Origin of the sequence: Limoniibacter endophyticus, assembly GCF_014652835.1 — a bacterium.
Classification (GTDB): Bacteria; Pseudomonadota; Alphaproteobacteria; order Rhizobiales; family Rhizobiaceae; genus Limoniibacter; species Limoniibacter endophyticus.
Genome location: NZ_BMZO01000002.1, coordinates 181,143 through 196,909 on the forward strand (window position 1 = coordinate 181,143; position 15,767 = coordinate 196,909).

15 protein-coding genes are annotated in these 15,767 nt (G+C 58.7%); 11 read left to right on the plus strand and 4 right to left on the minus strand.

Features of this window, described 5'->3' with window-relative positions; all coding sequences use genetic code 11:
- Positions 1–47 precede the first annotated feature (47 nt).
- The 4 genes from IE151_RS03410 to IE151_RS03425 all read left to right on the plus strand — a co-directional run bounded on the left by IE151_RS03410 (position 48) and on the right by IE151_RS03425 (position 5,091).
- Positions 48–1,280, plus strand: a complete 1,233-nt coding sequence (locus IE151_RS03410; RefSeq protein WP_189487944.1) for a putative DNA modification/repair radical SAM protein — start codon at positions 48–50, stop codon at positions 1,278–1,280.
- On the plus strand, positions 1,277–2,755 hold the full coding sequence (locus tag IE151_RS03415) for a UdgX family uracil-DNA binding protein (protein WP_308430486.1): 1,479 nt from the start codon (positions 1,277–1,279) through the stop codon (positions 2,753–2,755). The genes IE151_RS03410 and IE151_RS03415 overlap by 4 nt, the downstream gene beginning before the upstream one ends.
- 123 nt (positions 2,756–2,878) lie before the next feature.
- Complete coding sequence (locus IE151_RS03420; protein WP_189487946.1) at positions 2,879–4,054, plus strand: M20 aminoacylase family protein; 1,176 nt, start codon at positions 2,879–2,881, stop codon at positions 4,052–4,054.
- 14 nt (positions 4,055–4,068) lie between these two features.
- Complete coding sequence (locus IE151_RS03425; RefSeq protein WP_189487951.1) at positions 4,069–5,091, plus strand: Ldh family oxidoreductase; 1,023 nt, start codon at positions 4,069–4,071, stop codon at positions 5,089–5,091.
- A gap of 44 nt (positions 5,092–5,135) precedes the next feature.
- Here the strand turns inward: IE151_RS03425 and IE151_RS03430 are convergent, their stop codons facing one another.
- Positions 5,136–5,564 (minus strand): DUF3597 domain-containing protein, encoded by a 429-nt coding sequence (locus IE151_RS03430; protein WP_189487953.1) that lies wholly within the window; start codon positions 5,562–5,564, stop codon positions 5,136–5,138.
- Between the two features lie 438 nt (positions 5,565–6,002).
- On the opposite strand from IE151_RS03430, the gene IE151_RS03435 reads away from it, so the two are divergent.
- Positions 6,003–6,200, plus strand: a complete 198-nt coding sequence (locus tag IE151_RS03435; RefSeq protein WP_189487955.1) for a hypothetical protein — start codon at positions 6,003–6,005, stop codon at positions 6,198–6,200.
- A 145-nt stretch (positions 6,201–6,345) separates the two neighbouring features.
- On the plus strand, positions 6,346–6,960 hold the full coding sequence (locus IE151_RS03440) for a glycosyltransferase family 29 protein (protein ID WP_189487956.1): 615 nt from the start codon (positions 6,346–6,348) through the stop codon (positions 6,958–6,960).
- 735 nt (positions 6,961–7,695) lie between these two features.
- On the opposite strand, the gene IE151_RS03445 is transcribed toward IE151_RS03440, so the two are convergent.
- The 3 genes from IE151_RS03445 to IE151_RS03455 are packed head-to-tail and all read right to left on the minus strand — an operon-like array spanning position 7,696 to position 10,374.
- Entirely contained in the window at positions 7,696–9,084 is a 1,389-nt protein-coding gene (locus tag IE151_RS03445; protein WP_189487958.1) for a CBASS cGAMP synthase, read from the minus strand.
- A 4-nt stretch (positions 9,085–9,088) separates the two neighbouring features.
- On the minus strand, positions 9,089–10,102 hold the full coding sequence (locus IE151_RS03450; protein WP_189487959.1) for a CBASS cGAMP-activated phospholipase: 1,014 nt from the start codon (positions 10,100–10,102) through the stop codon (positions 9,089–9,091).
- Positions 10,103–10,131: 29 nt separating this feature from the next.
- Positions 10,132–10,374, minus strand: a complete 243-nt coding sequence (locus tag IE151_RS03455; RefSeq protein ID WP_189487960.1) for a DUF2188 domain-containing protein — start codon at positions 10,372–10,374, stop codon at positions 10,132–10,134.
- A 101-nt stretch (positions 10,375–10,475) separates the two neighbouring features.
- Here IE151_RS03455 and IE151_RS03460 point away from each other — a divergent pair, with 101 nt between their 5' ends.
- From IE151_RS03460 to IE151_RS03480, 5 genes are read left to right on the plus strand one after another with little or no spacing between them, the layout of a single operon-like run.
- Positions 10,476–11,354, plus strand: coding sequence for a helix-turn-helix transcriptional regulator (locus tag IE151_RS03460; RefSeq protein WP_189487961.1), 879 nt, complete (start codon positions 10,476–10,478; stop codon positions 11,352–11,354).
- A gap of 55 nt (positions 11,355–11,409) precedes the next feature.
- Positions 11,410–12,948, plus strand: a complete 1,539-nt coding sequence (locus tag IE151_RS03465; RefSeq protein WP_189487962.1) for a type I restriction-modification system subunit M — start codon at positions 11,410–11,412, stop codon at positions 12,946–12,948.
- Entirely contained in the window at positions 12,945–14,126 is a 1,182-nt protein-coding gene (locus IE151_RS03470) for a restriction endonuclease subunit S (protein ID WP_189487963.1), read from the plus strand. The genes IE151_RS03465 and IE151_RS03470 overlap by 4 nt, the downstream gene beginning before the upstream one ends.
- Before the next feature lie 2 nt (positions 14,127–14,128).
- Entirely contained in the window at positions 14,129–14,935 is an 807-nt protein-coding gene (locus tag IE151_RS03475; protein WP_189487964.1) for a TIGR02391 family protein, read from the plus strand.
- Entirely contained in the window at positions 14,932–15,762 is an 831-nt protein-coding gene (locus IE151_RS03480) for a hypothetical protein (RefSeq protein WP_189487965.1), read from the plus strand. The genes IE151_RS03475 and IE151_RS03480 overlap by 4 nt, the downstream gene beginning before the upstream one ends.
- The last annotated feature ends 5 nt before the right edge of the window (positions 15,763–15,767 follow it).

Sequence of the window (15,767 nt, forward strand, 5' to 3'; positions counted from 1 at the left end):
GCTTGCCGATTGACATGGCTTGTTCCGGAACATAAAAGGAACAAACCATGAAAAAGACGCTCAAGGAAAGATTGGCGATCCTCTCGGATGCCGCGAAATACGATGCGTCGTGTGCATCGAGCAGCACAGCGAAGCGAGACTCGTCGCGCACTGGCGGGCTAGGTTCGACGGAGGGGTCAGGTATCTGCCATGCTTATGCGCCGGATGGCCGGTGCATCTCGCTTCTGAAAATACTGCTCACGAATTTCTGTATCTATGATTGCGCCTATTGCATTAACCGGTCTTCGAGCAATGTCGAGCGGGCTCGGTTTTCGGTCGAGGAAGTCGTCTGGCTTACGCTGGAATTCTATCGCCGCAATTATATTGAAGGGCTGTTCCTGTCTTCCGGCATCATCCGTTCGTCGGATCACACGATGGAGGAGATGGTGCGTGTCGCGCGTGATTTGCGCAATCGGCATAATTTCCGGGGCTATATCCACCTGAAGACCATTCCTGACGCCTCCGCCCATCTGATCGAGGAGGCGGGGCTTTATGCCGACCGTCTATCGATCAATATAGAGCTTGCGACCGACCAGGGCATCGGCCGATTCGCGCCGGAAAAGAAGCCGGCCAATATTCGTCGTTCCATGGCCGATCTGCGCTTGAAGATAGAAGAGGCGGGCGAGAAGACCCTGCGCACGAAGACGACGAAAAAGTTCGCGCCGGCTGGGCAAAGCACACAGATGATCGTGGGCGCTGACGACGCAGATGACAGGACCATTCTTTCGACCAGTTCACGTCTTTATGGTAGCTACGGGCTGAAACGCGTCTATTACTCGGCTTTCAGCCCGATCCCCGATTCTTCCGCCGCACTCCCGCTGATCAAGCCACCACTAATGCGCGAGCACCGGCTTTATCAGGCGGACTGGCTTTATCGTTTCTATGGCTTCGCCATCGACGAAATTGTCGCCGACCGTGGCGACGGCATGCTGGATCTGGACCTTGATCCGAAGCTTGCCTGGGCTCTCTCCAATCGCAGCCGTTTTCCGGTCGATATCAATCGCGCGGAAAAGGAGATGCTTTTGCGTGTGCCGGGCTTCGGGACGAAGAGCGTGCAGTCAATCCTTTCCAGCCGCCGTTTGCGTCGGTTGAGGCTCGACGACCTGGGGCGGCTGGGTGTCTCGATCAGAAAGGTGAAGGCCTTCATCACGTGCGAGGGGTGGTCACCGCACCGCGTGCTGGATCGCAGCGATCTTCGCGCCATGTTCGCGCCTGAGCCAAAACAGCTGGCACTGCTGTGAGGGAATGGGTTGAAATCCGCATCGGGAAAGATTGCTTCACGCAGTGGCGAACCGCAGCGCGCAGGCTCTTCATCCAGAACGTCGCGCCACATGAAATAGATTGGCGGTGCGCGCCGGGCGGGTTCGCCAGCGGATTGTTTGAGGAAGTTGCGCAGCAGTCACACGACCGGGGGCCTTCGCTATCGGGGCGGGAAGCACCGCATGTGCCATCTGCCTTTCTGGACCTGGCGGAGGTGATTTGTTGCCACTCAAGTCCCCTACGGCTTTCGCTGCTTTACCGGCTGCTCTGGCGTTTGCAGGAAGAAAAGAGGCTCTTGTCACTGATAACAGACCCCGATGTGCATGAGGCGCGGATGATGGCAAAGTCCGTTCGGCGCGACTGTCACAAAATGAAGGCCTTCTTACGCTTCAAGGAGGTGGGTGCTCCCGATCGTCGGCCGCGGCGCAGCTTCTTTGCATGGTTTGAACCGGATCATCATGTCGTGGCGCGCACGGCTCCGTTCTTTCAGCGCCGGTTCACCGATATGGACTGGGTGATCGCCACGCCCAAAGGGTCTGCGATCTGGAACGGGAAGGAGTTGAAACTTTCCGACGCGCCTCAGGCAAACCCCGGCATTGTCGATGAAACCGATGATCTATGGCGCACCTATTTCCGCAATATCTTCAATCCGGCCCGTCTCAAGATAAAGGCCATGCAAGCAGAGATGCCCAGGAAATACTGGAAGAACATGCCGGAGGCCGAGCTCATTCCGGAACTGATTTCGGGTGCAGAAGTTCGCGTCAGGGAGATGGCGCAAGCAATGGCGACGCAGCCGCCATTGCTTCACCACCGGATCAAGGAGGCTCAGGCCATGGCAACACCAAAGGCCAATGTTCTGAATGAGGGGCTTGAAGGCGTGCGGCAGGCGGCGGAGACGTGCACGCGTTGCCCGCTCTATTGCAACGCGACACAGACCGTTTTTGGTGAAGGACCGGAGAATGCCGGGACAATGTTGGTCGGGGAACAACCGGGTGATCAGGAGGATCTAACAGGCCGTCCCTTTGTCGGACCCGCGGGCAAGTTGCTCGAGGGAGTTCTGTCCGATGTCGGATTGAAGCGCGATAGACTCTATGTGACCAATGCCGTCAAACATTTCAAGTTTGAACCGCGCGGCAAGCGCCGTATTCATCAGAAGCCGAACATGAGCGAAATCAAGGCTTGCCGTTGGTGGCTGACGCAGGAACTTGAGTTGGTGCGGCCCAAGATCGTCGTTGCCATGGGGGCCACGGCTTTGTCTTCCTTGGTCGAGAAACGCTACAAACTTTCCGATCTGCGCGGCGAGGCGATGGAACGGGAAGATGGAGGGCAGCTTTTCGTCACCGTGCATCCGTCCTATCTTCTGCGGATTCCGGATCAAGGGAAAAAGCGCGAGGAGATGCAGCGGTTTCGGGATGATCTGGCCAAAATACGCGCTCTGGGTGAACGGGCGCCGTGAGTTTCTTTGGTCTATGGAACGTGGTGCTCAAGCGCCATTGATCGCAGCGTCAATCGTTCTATGCTTAGACGATTCTGAATTCGGACAAATCTCCTGCCCGCTGATCCCAAGGACCTGTTTGAAATGACCCTCTCCGCATTGCCGCTTGCCGATATCGCCGCCGAGGCGAAGGAATGGCGGCGCGATATTCATGCCAATCCCGAACTTCTCTTCGATCTACCCCGCACGGCGTCCCTGGTCGCCGAAAATCTCAAGGCTTTCGGTTGCGACGAAGTCGCCACCGGCGTGGCGACATCGGGCGTGGTCGGCGTCGTTCGCGGCCGAGGGGGAGCTGGCAAGACAATAGCGTTGCGCTGCGATATGGATGCGCTTCCAATCCATGAGCAGACGAACCTGCCATATGCGTCGAAGCGCCCTGGCTTCATGCATGCCTGCGGTCATGATGGGCACACAGCCATCCTGCTTGGCGCGGCAAAGGCACTGACGGCCAGTCGTGCTTTTTCCGGCACTGTCGTGCTGGTATTCCAGCCGGCGGAAGAAGGCGGCGCCGGTAGTCGCGTGATGCTGGAAGAGGGGCTGCTCGAACGTTTCGGCATCGAGGAAGTATATGGCATGCATAATCTTCCGGGTCTCGATGTCGGTTCCTTTTCCATTCGTCCCGGCGCGCTCATGGCTGCGGCGGACCGTTTCGTCGTCACTGTCGATGGTAAGGGAGGGCACGCGGCGTTTCCGCATCTTTGTGTCGATCCGGTACTGATCTCTTCGGAAATCACGGTCGCGGCACAGTCCATCGCGTCGCGTCTCGTCGATCCGCTGGATTCAGCAGTGCTTTCCATCACCTATTTCGAAACAGGCGGGGAGAATGCGCTGAACGTCATTCCGGCCACGGCGCGTTTCGGCGGAACGCTACGCACGCTCAGCCCCAGGACGCGCAAGGATGCGGAGCAACGCTTCCGTGATATCGTGGAAAAAACAGCGGCAATGCACGGCGCGCGTGCGACCGTGGACTGGCGCCCCGGCTATCCGGTAACGATCAACGATCCGGAGAAGACGAAGGTGGCGAGCGCTGCTGCCGCAAGAATAGCGACGGATGGCACAATCGGTGAATGCCCGCCCATGATGGGCGCCGAGGATTTCTCCTTCATGCTGGAAAAGCGCCCGGGTGCGATGATCTGGCTCGGAAATGGCCCTTCCGCCGACCTGCACAATCCGGGCTACGATTTCAACGACGACGCGATTCTGCCCGGCATCTCCTACTGGCTGAGCCTCGTCGCACAGGAAATGAAACCAGCAGCTTGATGCTCGAGGGAACAATGACAAGTACGACTGAAATCACACATCTCACCTTCGATGTGCTGGTCGATCTGCTGCGGAAAATTTTCGTGCGGCATGGCGTCAGTGAAACGACCGCGGCTATTCTGGCCGATAATTGCGCGCGTGCTGAACGCGACGGCTCCTTCAGTCACGGCATTTTCCGTGTACCCGGTTATATATCGACACTGAAGAGTGGCTGGGTAGACGGCAAGGCCCAGCCTGTGATCGAAGATGATGGAGCGGCGTTGATCCGGGTCGACGCAAGGAACGGCTTTACGCTGGCTGCCTCCGCGCTTGCTCGGCCCACACTATTGGAACGGGCGCGCGAGCAGGGGGTGGGCGTTCTCGCCATTCGCAATTCGCATCATTTCTCGGCACTGTGGCCGGATGTCGAACCTTTTGCCGATGAAGGGCTCGTGGCGCTTTCCTTCGTCAACTCCATGGCGGTGGTCGTGCCTCCAGGCGGAAAGAAAGCGATCTTCGGCACGAACCCCGTGGCGTTTGCAGCACCGCGAGCCGGCCAACCGCCATATGTCTTTGACCAGTCTTCGAGCGCGATTGCCAACGGCGATGTGCAAATCGCTGCGCGTGAGGGGCACAGCCTGCGCGAAGGCGCTGGCGTAGATCGCGATGGAAATCCGACCACCGATCCGAGAGCGGTGCTTGATGGCGGTGCTCTTTTGCCTTTCGGTGGCTACAAGGGCGCATCGATTGCGCTGATGGTGGAAATTCTGGCGGCGGCGCTGACAGGCGGAAACTTCTCTCGCGAAGTCGACTGGTCGCAGCATCCGGGAGCTCAGACGCCCTGTACCGGGCAGCTCTTCATCGTCATCGATCCCGCCCGTGGAGGTAACGGGCATTTTGCCGAGCGCGTTGCCGAGATCTGCGACCTGACCCGCGAGGCCGGTCAGGAACGCCTGCCGTCTGACCGGCGGTTCAGGACACGCGCCGAAACGGCAAGAACAGGTATCCCGATCAAGGCCAAGGATATGGCACTCTTGCAGGAATTGGTGAGCGAATAAGGAAAAGGCCGGGCAAACCCGGCCTTTTTTGTGTGTATAGAAACTTAGTCGAGCAGATTGGCAGGCACCTTGCCGCCATTTTCCGAAAGCTTTTTCAGAAGCTGCTTGTGCAGCCAGATATTCATCGTGGCGCTGTCGCTCTTGTCGCCGGTATAACCAAGTTCGTCAGCCAGCTCCTTGCGTTCTGCCAGGCTGGACTCCATGCCCAGTGCCTTCATCAGATCGACGATGGATTCACGCCAGTTGAGCTTCTGGCCTTTCGCCTTGACGGCGGCATCAAGGATGGCTTCCACATCTACCGGGGCACCAGCCGGTGCCGCGGACGGCGCAGACGTTGGGGCTGCGGACGGTGCAGAAGATGGTGCCGGCGCAGCGGTTGTCGTGCCGGCGGCAGACGTTCCTGCTTCCGCAGGTGCGGGGGCTGCATGTGCCTTGCCGAAGATCGCGCCCTTGATGCGGTCGAAAATACCCATGTTCTTTCCTCTCCTGTGTGCAGAGCTACCGCCATGGCAGACTCTGCGCTTTGCCAATCCTGACGGGGAAGCCTAACATCCGAATGAATGCCTAACAAGGTACTGGCATCGCTCCAAGAAAGCCGGGTTTGCTGGCCAGTCCCGCCCGTAGAAAGCATCTTTTTCCTGATATTGTGTAACGAAGATGACGGCTCGGCTGGCGGCCCGCCATGTGCGGGATGGCAACGATTTATCTAGGGCCGGCCATAGTCGGGTGACTCTTGAAATATAGAGGTTTTTCAAGCACGATGCGTAAGGGCAGACACGGATGCTTTGGGAGAGCCTCGTGTCGGTCGCTCGGAATGGAAGCGTGTGTTTTTCTTCTCGAGCAATGTTTCAGTCGTGAACTTTTTTCGCGCCGGCGCATTTTGCGCCAAGGCGAATGTGAGGAGAGACGCCATGACCATCTGGACGAGCTTGAAGGATTGGCTGCATATGCCGTCGACGGACTCCTTCGAGGCAGAGATGAACGCGCTGGACGGCGACCGGGACATTCTGCAGCCGGATTCTGCGCAGCAGGCAACCGCTCTACCCATGGGGATTTACCAGCCCTCTTCGACCGGCGAGCCGCAGTCGTCGTCCAGTAGCTTCGTCTGAGAACGCCTGGTCTTTGTCTCTCCTTTTGAGGGGCGAGCTTTCGCTTTCCATTTACTCTGGTAACGCTTTCGTGATATTGTCTGGCGGAAGAACGGGGGGATTCCCCCCCCCTTACATCCACCTACTGAAGGCCGTAATCGCCCCCATGACGCAAACTCTGCTGATCGTTGGAAACGGCGCTCTATCGCGCGACCTTTCCGCGATCGCGGAAGATGCTCAATATGTTATCCGGTTCAATGACGCCCGTCTGGATGACGGACGCAGCGGAACACGATGCGATCTCCTCATCCTGGCCAATGCCAACAAGCCCATGCAGCGGCGGTTGACCGATCCGGATTTTTTCGGCTCACCCGCCTTCAGTAACGCGCGCGAGATCATGCTGGTATACCATCCCGAGATCATCCGCCGCTATCACTGGCGCTCCAGCTTGCTCTCGCGCCTGAAGGGCAGGCGGGCCGACTGGACGATGCAGACGATCCAGGTGATCGGCAAAGCGGGTAAGGAAATCCGCATCATGCCGCCGCAATTCTATCTCGATAGCTGCCAGGAGCTCGGGCTGGATGAAAAAGCTATGCACTCCGTTGTTCCCAGCACGGGGTTTCTGGGCATCCGCTATGCCATCGACCGTTTTCCCGCGCAGGAATGGAGAATTCGGCTCTGCGGCTTTACCTGGGAAGGCTGGAAGCGCCACGCCTGGGATGGTGAACGCGCCTGGGTTCAGGCGCAGGCGGAAGCCGGGCGGGTGGAAATCATCTGTTGAACGTGCTTCGTCTTTGATGCGTTGACGCGCAGCCGCACCGGCCGCAGGAACAGATCCGCGTCGCGATTGAACAGAACCAGCGCGAAGCAGTTCCCCGGCATGAGAACGATCTGCCGCATCGCCGTCACGCACTCCGTTCCAGCGGCGGAACGTTACGAGGTTGGAGCCATCGCGTGATTCCAGAATAGCGTCTTGTAGAGGGCAAACGGCGGTATTTGGCGCGCCGCACCGGGTGATGATGACAACTTTGTCTACTCTATAGCCCTCTAAGGCATGGTTTGGTTGGAGGTCTGAGGTCGCGGCTCTGTATAGGAACTCACTGGTCAGGAGATTTCTTCGCTCATGTCAAAAGAGGAGCGATCCCCTGCGTTCGAATCCCTCCCGTTCCGCCAAACACCGCCGATTGCGCGATATTGCCGCCCATAGCCGCCGATCACCGCACAAGAATTTTCAGGTTTGCGGAAGTTGCCCCGCCGATAGCCCTCTATGGCACGATAAAAGGCAGGTTCTCACATTCCCACCGTGTGAGAACCTCTCACAGCAATCGCAGCCGATTGTCCGATAATATCCGCATATACGCACGGGCGTTCCACTATGCCTCCTCTGGAGGCAGCCCCAGGGCTCTCATGCGTTTGCTCTGTCCAGGTAAGAATAAAGAAAGAGGCTGATTTTGCTCATGCCATCCTTTGTTCAAGCCGATGCTTGCGATTATCGGTACAGCCGATCGGATTCTTGCTACCTTCTGCCGCGAAGGCGGACGTAGTCGGGCCTGGTGCCCGGGTTCCGGCGGGGCATGGTGATGCCCGCGATAGTGACAGGCACGCGTCGCATGGCGACGGTCTGGCTGCCGACCTTCACGACGCAGTCCATGTAGTGGGTGCCGCGGTAGGCCGAGCGTTCATTGGCCGTGAGGCCGAGCCCGGCAAAATGGCCAAGATCGTTCGTGTTCTCAGCCTCGCCGCCCTCATTGCGCACCATCCATGCGACGGAGCTGTTCGCCGGAAGCTGTCCCGGGTTCACGACCTCGAAATAGATGTCACAGTCCTTCGGTATCGGTCCGATCCGGTTCATGTCAGTGAACCGCCCGCCCTGCGGGTTGTTGCGAGAAACCGCCGTAACCCTGATCTCGGGCATCACCGACCTTACCGGCAGCCTCTTTGCCATTTCGACCAGCGCCTGCTGTCCCTCCGGCATAGGAAACAGATGCTCAAACGCCTCCTGCCAGATGTCGGCCGCGGCGAAGTCGGTTTCCGCCTCGCAGGCGCGGCTGGCAACGTCCAGCAGGTCAGATAGCGCACGGGTGAAGACTTGCATCTGCTGCGAGGACATCCGGACAAGGTTTTCATCAGGATCAACGGGATTAGGTACCTGCCAATCGTCCTCAAGGCGCTCGGTGATATGTTCGACGAGATCGCGCATAGCTTCATCATCGGCCAGAAGTTGGCCCAAGTCCCGCGCCGCTTCCGCAATCAGGACGGTTAGAAGGATTGACGAAGGCCGGTCGGTTTCAGCGAATTTGAGGGCGGCCCATGCCTTCAGATATCTGATCTGGCGTCGCACCTTGGCGCGCTCGATGTCATCGAACGAGTCGCGGAACCAGATATAGATGGCCTTCGGATCGCTGTCCTCCCAGCCATCACGGGTCGCAAGCGACCGCGCGTCCAAATCAGGTTCAAGATGATATGCAGGCACGTCGATATGGAAGTCGCCCTTGAACCGGATGCGCTCGCACCGGGGCTTGGACGGGGCGACCTCCAGAACGTCGTCCGGATTGTCCGCGGCATAGGCGACAAGACTGTCCCTGACGAAACCCTTCAGCGTTTGGGGATCGTGGTCTCCGTCGTCGCGCGTACCCTTCCACACATAATAGATACCGAGGTCGATATCGAACTCTTCGCCAAGGCGGACAGGGCGCGTCTGCGTTCCGAACTTATATGACCCCTGAAGCCAGGTGCGGATCGAATAGCCGCCCCTTTCGCGCAGGTCGGTCGTAAGGTGATCGGCTAAGGCGTTCCAGCGTTCCTGCTGTTCCTCGAACTGCTCGCTAGATGGCGTAATCCGCCGATGCAGCGTCTGCTTCTCCTTGTCGTTCGAGCTGTAAAAAAGTGATGATGCGGAACCCATAAAATCATCCCTTCAATGTATCGAGATTGTAGAAAGCAGGTGCTGGGGCTTGCCCTGACATTATTTCCTTCAGGAGGGGTGCGTTAAGCGCGGTCTGGACAGTGGCTTGCGCCAGACCCTTGATGGTTTTCTGGGCATCGGGTGTTGCCACGTCGAGCGCCAGATGGCGCTCCTGTTCTTTCGACTGCACCGCGTCAAGCCGCAGGTAGCGCTCGCCCAAACGGTGTCTCATCATAAAGTCGACGGAATGTTGCTGCGCAGCGATGATGACGCTGACAAGCCGCTGCTCGCGCATCCACCCGAAGGCGCCAAGCTCTCGGCCGTGCGCGTGGGCAAAAGAAAACTGCGCGGTAGTCGTGCCGATACTTAGCAGCCGAACTTGGCCAGCCGGTCTCTGAAAGAAGTGCTCGGCCTCATGTACGGCGAGCAAGTCGGGGGAGTTCGCGTAGAGCCCGCCGTCGGTGAACAGCGCGTCCCCGACTTCGGCGATAGGGAAGTAGGTGGGTGCCGCAGCGGTCGCCAAGGCGACATCGACGGCTTTCAGGTGCAGATCCCTGCGGAAATCCTCGTGATGCGGGGTCTTGAACATCTGCGGCCCGCCCTTAGTCAGGTTGACGGCCGGGACAATGACCGGATGTTTCAAATGACCAATGAGCGTATCGGCGCCCACGATACGGACGATGGTGTTCCTCAGGGCATCGGGTCGGTATTTCGGCTTCCACCAATAGCGGCACAGGTCAACAAGCGAGCCGGCAATACCTTGCGGCGCCGGACGGTCGGAAAAGATCGTGGTGCCGTCGTCCTCGAACGCTTTTTTGATGTCTTGGGCGGGTACTTCATTCGCCAGACCTAAGGCGATAATTCCTCCGACCGATGTGCCAGCGATCAGGTCAAAATGGCGGGCGATAGGGGCACCGTAGCTCTCTTCGAGTGCTGCGAGGACCGACGCCGTGTAAAGGCCGAGGTAGCCACCGCCGCTCAAGGAGAGGATCGTGAAGCGATCAGTTTGCGCGCTCATATCTGTTCTCCCCGTCCGGCGGCCGCTTCCTAATGTTTCTTGTCGCGCGGCGGGTTCGGGTCATGGCCAGGTGCAACCGTATCGGAATCCCGCCAACGGCCGTTGCGCCCTTGAATCCTCACTTCGCCGCCGCCCGCGTTTTCCACGACCTGCTTGGCCGCCCGTTCGGCATCCGCTTGCCGCTGATGGACGCTACTGGCCCGCTCCGCGCCGGCACCTTTCACGGCCCATCCCTTCGGATGTTTGACCACGTATCGGTCGTTCTTCGACATCACTCTCTCCAAATGCGTTGACGGCGATTCCCCCATGGGATAAGAAAGTATACGGGCAGCGTTTCACTGTCAATATAGTTACTATACGGATCGGAGCGCGCATGTCGGCTGGTAGCTCAGAGCTACGGTGGGGGGTCGAGCAACGGCTTGAGTTTATTGAGTTCCGCCTCTTCTGGGAGGGCGGCATCAACCGCTCAGACATCACCGGATTTTTCGGCGTATCGGTGCCGCAGGCGTCGAAGGACCTGACCCAGTACCAGGAGCTTGCGCCCGACAATGTGCGGTATGACCGCAGCGAGAAGCGCTACTTCGCGACCGAGTCGTTCAGGCCGCGCTTCCTGAAACCGGACGCGGATCGCTACCTTGCGCAACTTCTGTTTGCGGCTGACCCCGCTCTTCATGGCGACCGCACATGGCTGACCAATCCCCCGAGCGTGGATACCATGCCCGTGCCGCATCGCCGGGTGGACATCGCTGTCCTCCGTATGATCCTGGCTGCGGTCCGGGGCCAAGCCTCGGTTGAGGTTCTTTATCAGTCGATGAACGAGCAGCGGCCGGAGCCCCTTTGGCGGCGTATCAGCCCTCATGCCTTCGGCAGCGATGGCTTTCGCTGGCATGTCCGCGCGTTCTGTCACATCGACAACAGGTTCAAGGATTTCCTTCTGTCGCGATGCCTTGAGGCCCGATCGCTCGGGGAGTCTGCCGTGCGGCCTGAAGATGATAGGCAGTGGACGGATTTTTTTGACGTAGAACTTTCGCCGAATCCGAAGATCGGAGTGAACCAACGAAAGATAATCGCGCAAGATTACGGCATGCGCGGCGACAGTATTGCGATCCCGGTCAGGCGGGCGTTGCTCTACTACTTCAGAAAGCGGTTACGTCTGGACGTGGCGGATGTTCTCGATAATCCACACGAGACGCCCGTCGTCATCACCAATCGCGCGGAATTTGATGCAGCCTTGGCTGAGGCTATGAAGTGAAACGAGGAGACGTCGGCTTGAGGGGCAAGAACAATATTATGAAGTGGGACAAGTCATGCTGACCGGCGAAATCCGCAGCCAGATCGACAGCATCTGGAGCGACTTCTGGGCAGGCGGGGTCGCCAATCCGCTCTCCGTTATCGAGCAGATGACCTATCTGCTATTTATCAAGCGCTTGGACGACCTGCACACTCTCGAAGAGCGCAAGAGCCAGACGCTCAAGATTCCGATGGAGCGACGCATCTTCCCGGAAGGGCGGGACGACAAGGGCCGCCCCTACGAGGATCTTCGCTGGTCGTGGTTCAAGAACTTCGAGCCACGTGAGATGATGGACGTGGTCGACGAGCACGTCTTCCCGTTCCTGCGCGCTCTCAACGGCAGTCAGTCCAGCTACGGCAAGCTGATGCGCGACGCCCGGCTTGGGTTCTCCAATCCGGCACTTCTCGCGAAGGTGGTTGAGAAGCTCGATCGCATCCCGATGGAGGATCGCGACACCAAGGGCGATGTCTACGAGTACATGCTCGCGAAGATCGCGAGCGCTGGCCAGAACGGCCAGTTCCGCACGCCACGGCATATCATCCGGCTGATGGTCGAGATGACCGCGCCGAAGCCGACCGACGTGATCTGCGATCCTGCCGCTGGTACCTGCGGCTTCCTTGTTACCGCTGGTGAGTATCTTCGCGAAAAGCATCCTGAGTTAATGCGCGACCCCGCATTGCGGAAGCATTTCCACGAGGGTCTGTTTCACGGGTTTGATTTTGACACGACGATGTTGCGCATCGGCGCGATGAATATGACGCTGCACGGTGTCGAGAACCCAAATGTCACCTATCGCGACAGCCTGGCCGAGGACCATGCCGAGGACGCGGGTGCCTATTCCCTTGTGCTGGCGAATCCACCTTTCGCCGGGTCGCTCGATTACGAGGCGACCGCGAAGGATCTCCAGAAGATCGTCAAGACGAGAAAGACGGAGCTTCTGTTCATCGCGCTCTTCCTGCGTCTCCTGAAAACCGGCGGCAGGGCGGCGGTGATTGTGCCTGACGGCGTCCTGTTCGGTTCGTCCGGTGCGCACAAGGACATCCGCCGCATGCTTGTCGAGGACCACAAGCTCGATGCGGTCATCAAGCTGCCCTCGGGCGTGTTCCGTCCTTACGCGGGTGTGTCCACCGCAATCCTTCTCTTCACCAAGACGGGCGTCGGTGGCACCGAGAATGTCTGGTTCTATGACGTGGCGGCCGACGGTCTCAGCCTCGATGACAAGCGTGCGGAACTCTTACCGCCCGAAAAGCAGGGCCCGACACCTGCCCAGCCGCTAACCGAGGCAGAACACGAAAAGAACAATCTACCCGACGTCCTAGCCCGGTGGAGAAATATCGCCGCCGAGGCTGAGCGCCCCCGCACCGCGCAGAGCTTCTTGGTGCCGGTGGAGGATATCCGGGCTACGGGGTCATGGGACTTATCGCTCAACCGCTACAAGGAGGTGCAGCACGAAGAGGTCATCCACCAGTCTCCGCGTGAAATCATCGCAGATCTGCGTGCGATTGAGGCAGAAATCACCGCAGGTCTGGATCGGCTTGAGGAGATGCTGGGATGAATTGGCCGACGGTCCCGATTACTAAAGTTGCGCGGGTCGTAGGCGGCGCCACGCCCAAGACCGACAATCCCAACTTCTGGGACGGATGCATCGACTGGGCGACCCCGAAGGACTTGAGCAACCTTGGGCAAAAGTTCATTTCGTCGACGCCTCGTAAGATCACCGATGCAGGATTGAGGGGGTGTGCCGCAGAAGTCCTTCCCGCGGGATCGGTCCTTTTCTCGTCGCGGGCGCCAATCGGTCACATCGCAATCAACACTGTGCCGATGGCGACTAATCAGGGCTTCAAGAGCTTCGTTCCTGGTCCGGAATTGGACGCCAGTTTTCTGTATTGGTGGCTGGACACGAACCGAGAACGCTTGCAAGCCATGGGAACGGGCGCGACCTTCAAGGAGGTCTCGAAGGCAGTCGTCGAGCGCATAGAAATCCCCCTCCCGCCCTTGGACGAGCAGAGGCGGATTGCGGCGATACTGGATCAAGCGGATGTACTCCGTCGCCTCCGCGCTCGCGCCGTCGACAAGCTGAACACTCTCGGCCAAGCGATCTTTCATGAGATGTTCGAGGAAGCCCTGCAGGGCGATTTCTTCGAGTTCGGTCAGGCCGTCGAAGAGTTCCGCTACGGCACCTCCAACAAGTCCGGGGAAGCGGGCCTACCAACCCTGCGCATTCCGAATGTGATCGGCGGCGGCATCGACACAGCCGAGATCAAGACCGTCGAAGTGACCGGCGCCGAATTAGTACGACTTCGCCTGAGGGATGGCGATGTGCTTTTCGTCCGCACCAACGGGAACCCAGATTATGTGGGCCGATGTGCGGCGTTCTCGTTCGCAGCTGTTGCGGACTATGACGCTGACGCCGATTGGATTTTTGCCTCTTACCTAATCCGCGCGCGCCTGTCCGACCGCATCAACCCCGCATTTGCTAAGACCTTTTTTGCTTCACACGTGGGGCGTTCGGCCGTTCGCGAGCGATGCAAGACATCTGCCGGTCAATACAACATCAACACAGAGGGCTTGGCGTCATTACCCTTCCCTGACGTGCCAAGGCCGGATCAGGATAAATTCGCTGAGGTCCTTGCTGCCATTGAGCAAAACAGCGCTCCTATGAAGCGGTCGGCCGCGAAGATGAACGAGAAATTTGCCTCCCTCCAGCACCGCGCCTTCATGGGGGAGCTATAGCTATGTCCAATGTGCCGGCGCTCACAGATGCCCAGCTTGAGCAGGTTTCCCGCCTACTGGGTGACTGTGCGACCGGTTCGGAGATCACCCGTGTCCTGAACAGCCTGGGGTTGAACGACGTTTCAGGGGAAAGCACAAAGTGGCGGCGCCTCTATGGCACTTTCCTCCACTACCAGCGGCAGGACAGGGCAGCCAGCAAGCTGATCGATTTCATCCGCACCTTACTTGACCCTGCCGGATTCGTGGGGCGACCGGATGAGTTCGAGGCTGTGCGCCAGCAGCTGAACGCGGTCCTCGCCTTCGCCGGCTTGCAGTATGGCGAGGATGGAACATTCCGGCGGGCTACGGCGGCGCAGACCATCGAGCAGGCCCACCAGCGTGCCAAAACGCTGCAAGCCAAGTTCAGGGGCCGTCGCATCCACTCCGAGGTCGTCAAGTACTGCAAGCCCGAACTGCTACAGGATAACTATTTCCACGCCGTGTTCGAGGCTTCCAAGGGGCTCGCGCAGAGGATCAGGGAGCTGTCAGGTGAGGACGGCGACGGCGCGGCGCTGGTGGATAGAGTGTTCTCCATCGAGCGTCCAATGCTAGCCATCAACACGCTTCAGACGGAAACCGAACGGTCGGAGCACAATGGTTTTGCGTCGCTCCTGAAGGGATGCTTTGCGGCGGTGCGCAACCCCTTGGCGCATGAGCCAAAACTCCTGTGGAAAGGCGAAGACGACGCTGCTGATTATCTATCGTTGATATCTCTTCTGCATCGGAAGCTGGACGACTGCGCAAAGACCGGACTCGGGGGGATGCGATGAGAGGAGAAATTATCGGGGTTTGGTCGGAGACTTGGCGTGAAATCTGGTCGAAGCTGGCAAAACACCCGGACGCGCCGGAGGATTTGTTCTGCGAACTTTATCGGGAACTCGTCGGAGCTTTCGAAGTAGTCCCCGATGTAACAACGCTTGCTGATATTGTTGATCAATCCGACCAAGCCAGTTCAGCGTTTCGCAAGACGAAAGCCACTGCCTTCCGGGGCGAGCTTGCGCTCCTGGAGTTCATGGAGCGAGCGCATGGCATCGCTGCCGACCTTGGTGGCGATCCACTTGCCAACCGTTACTTCCTGCTGATCGATGCCTTTCTCGAAAAGTACAGCTTGCGCTACGACCTGCGCCGCCCGTTCAGTCTCAACCCGACGCTGAGCGGCGTGTTCGCTCGATTGATCCGCGACCTGAAGGAAGCGACCTCCCGCGACGCGGATCTCCATCCGCTTATGGTCGAGTTTGAGGAGTCCGTCCGCGACCTTCGCGCAGATCGCTCTCCGGGGCGGATAAAAACCTGTATCCAGAAACAGGTAAACTTGTTGGAGGCTATTGGTCAGCGCTGCCCTGGTGTCAGTGCCAACACGCTCGGCCAGATTTGTGACCAAGTTGGGACATGGCCTCATAACAAGGTCAAGGAGGCGATGAAGGGAATGTATGGCTTTGCTTCCGATTATCCTGGCATTCGACATGGCGGAAATGCAAACAATCGTCTTCGTGAAATAGAGATGCGTGATCTTGTAAGCGTTACCGTATTGCTTGCTGGCTTCACACCGTATCTGACCGATCTGCTAAATTCGGACAACATCTATCGGGGTGTGTAGGGGGC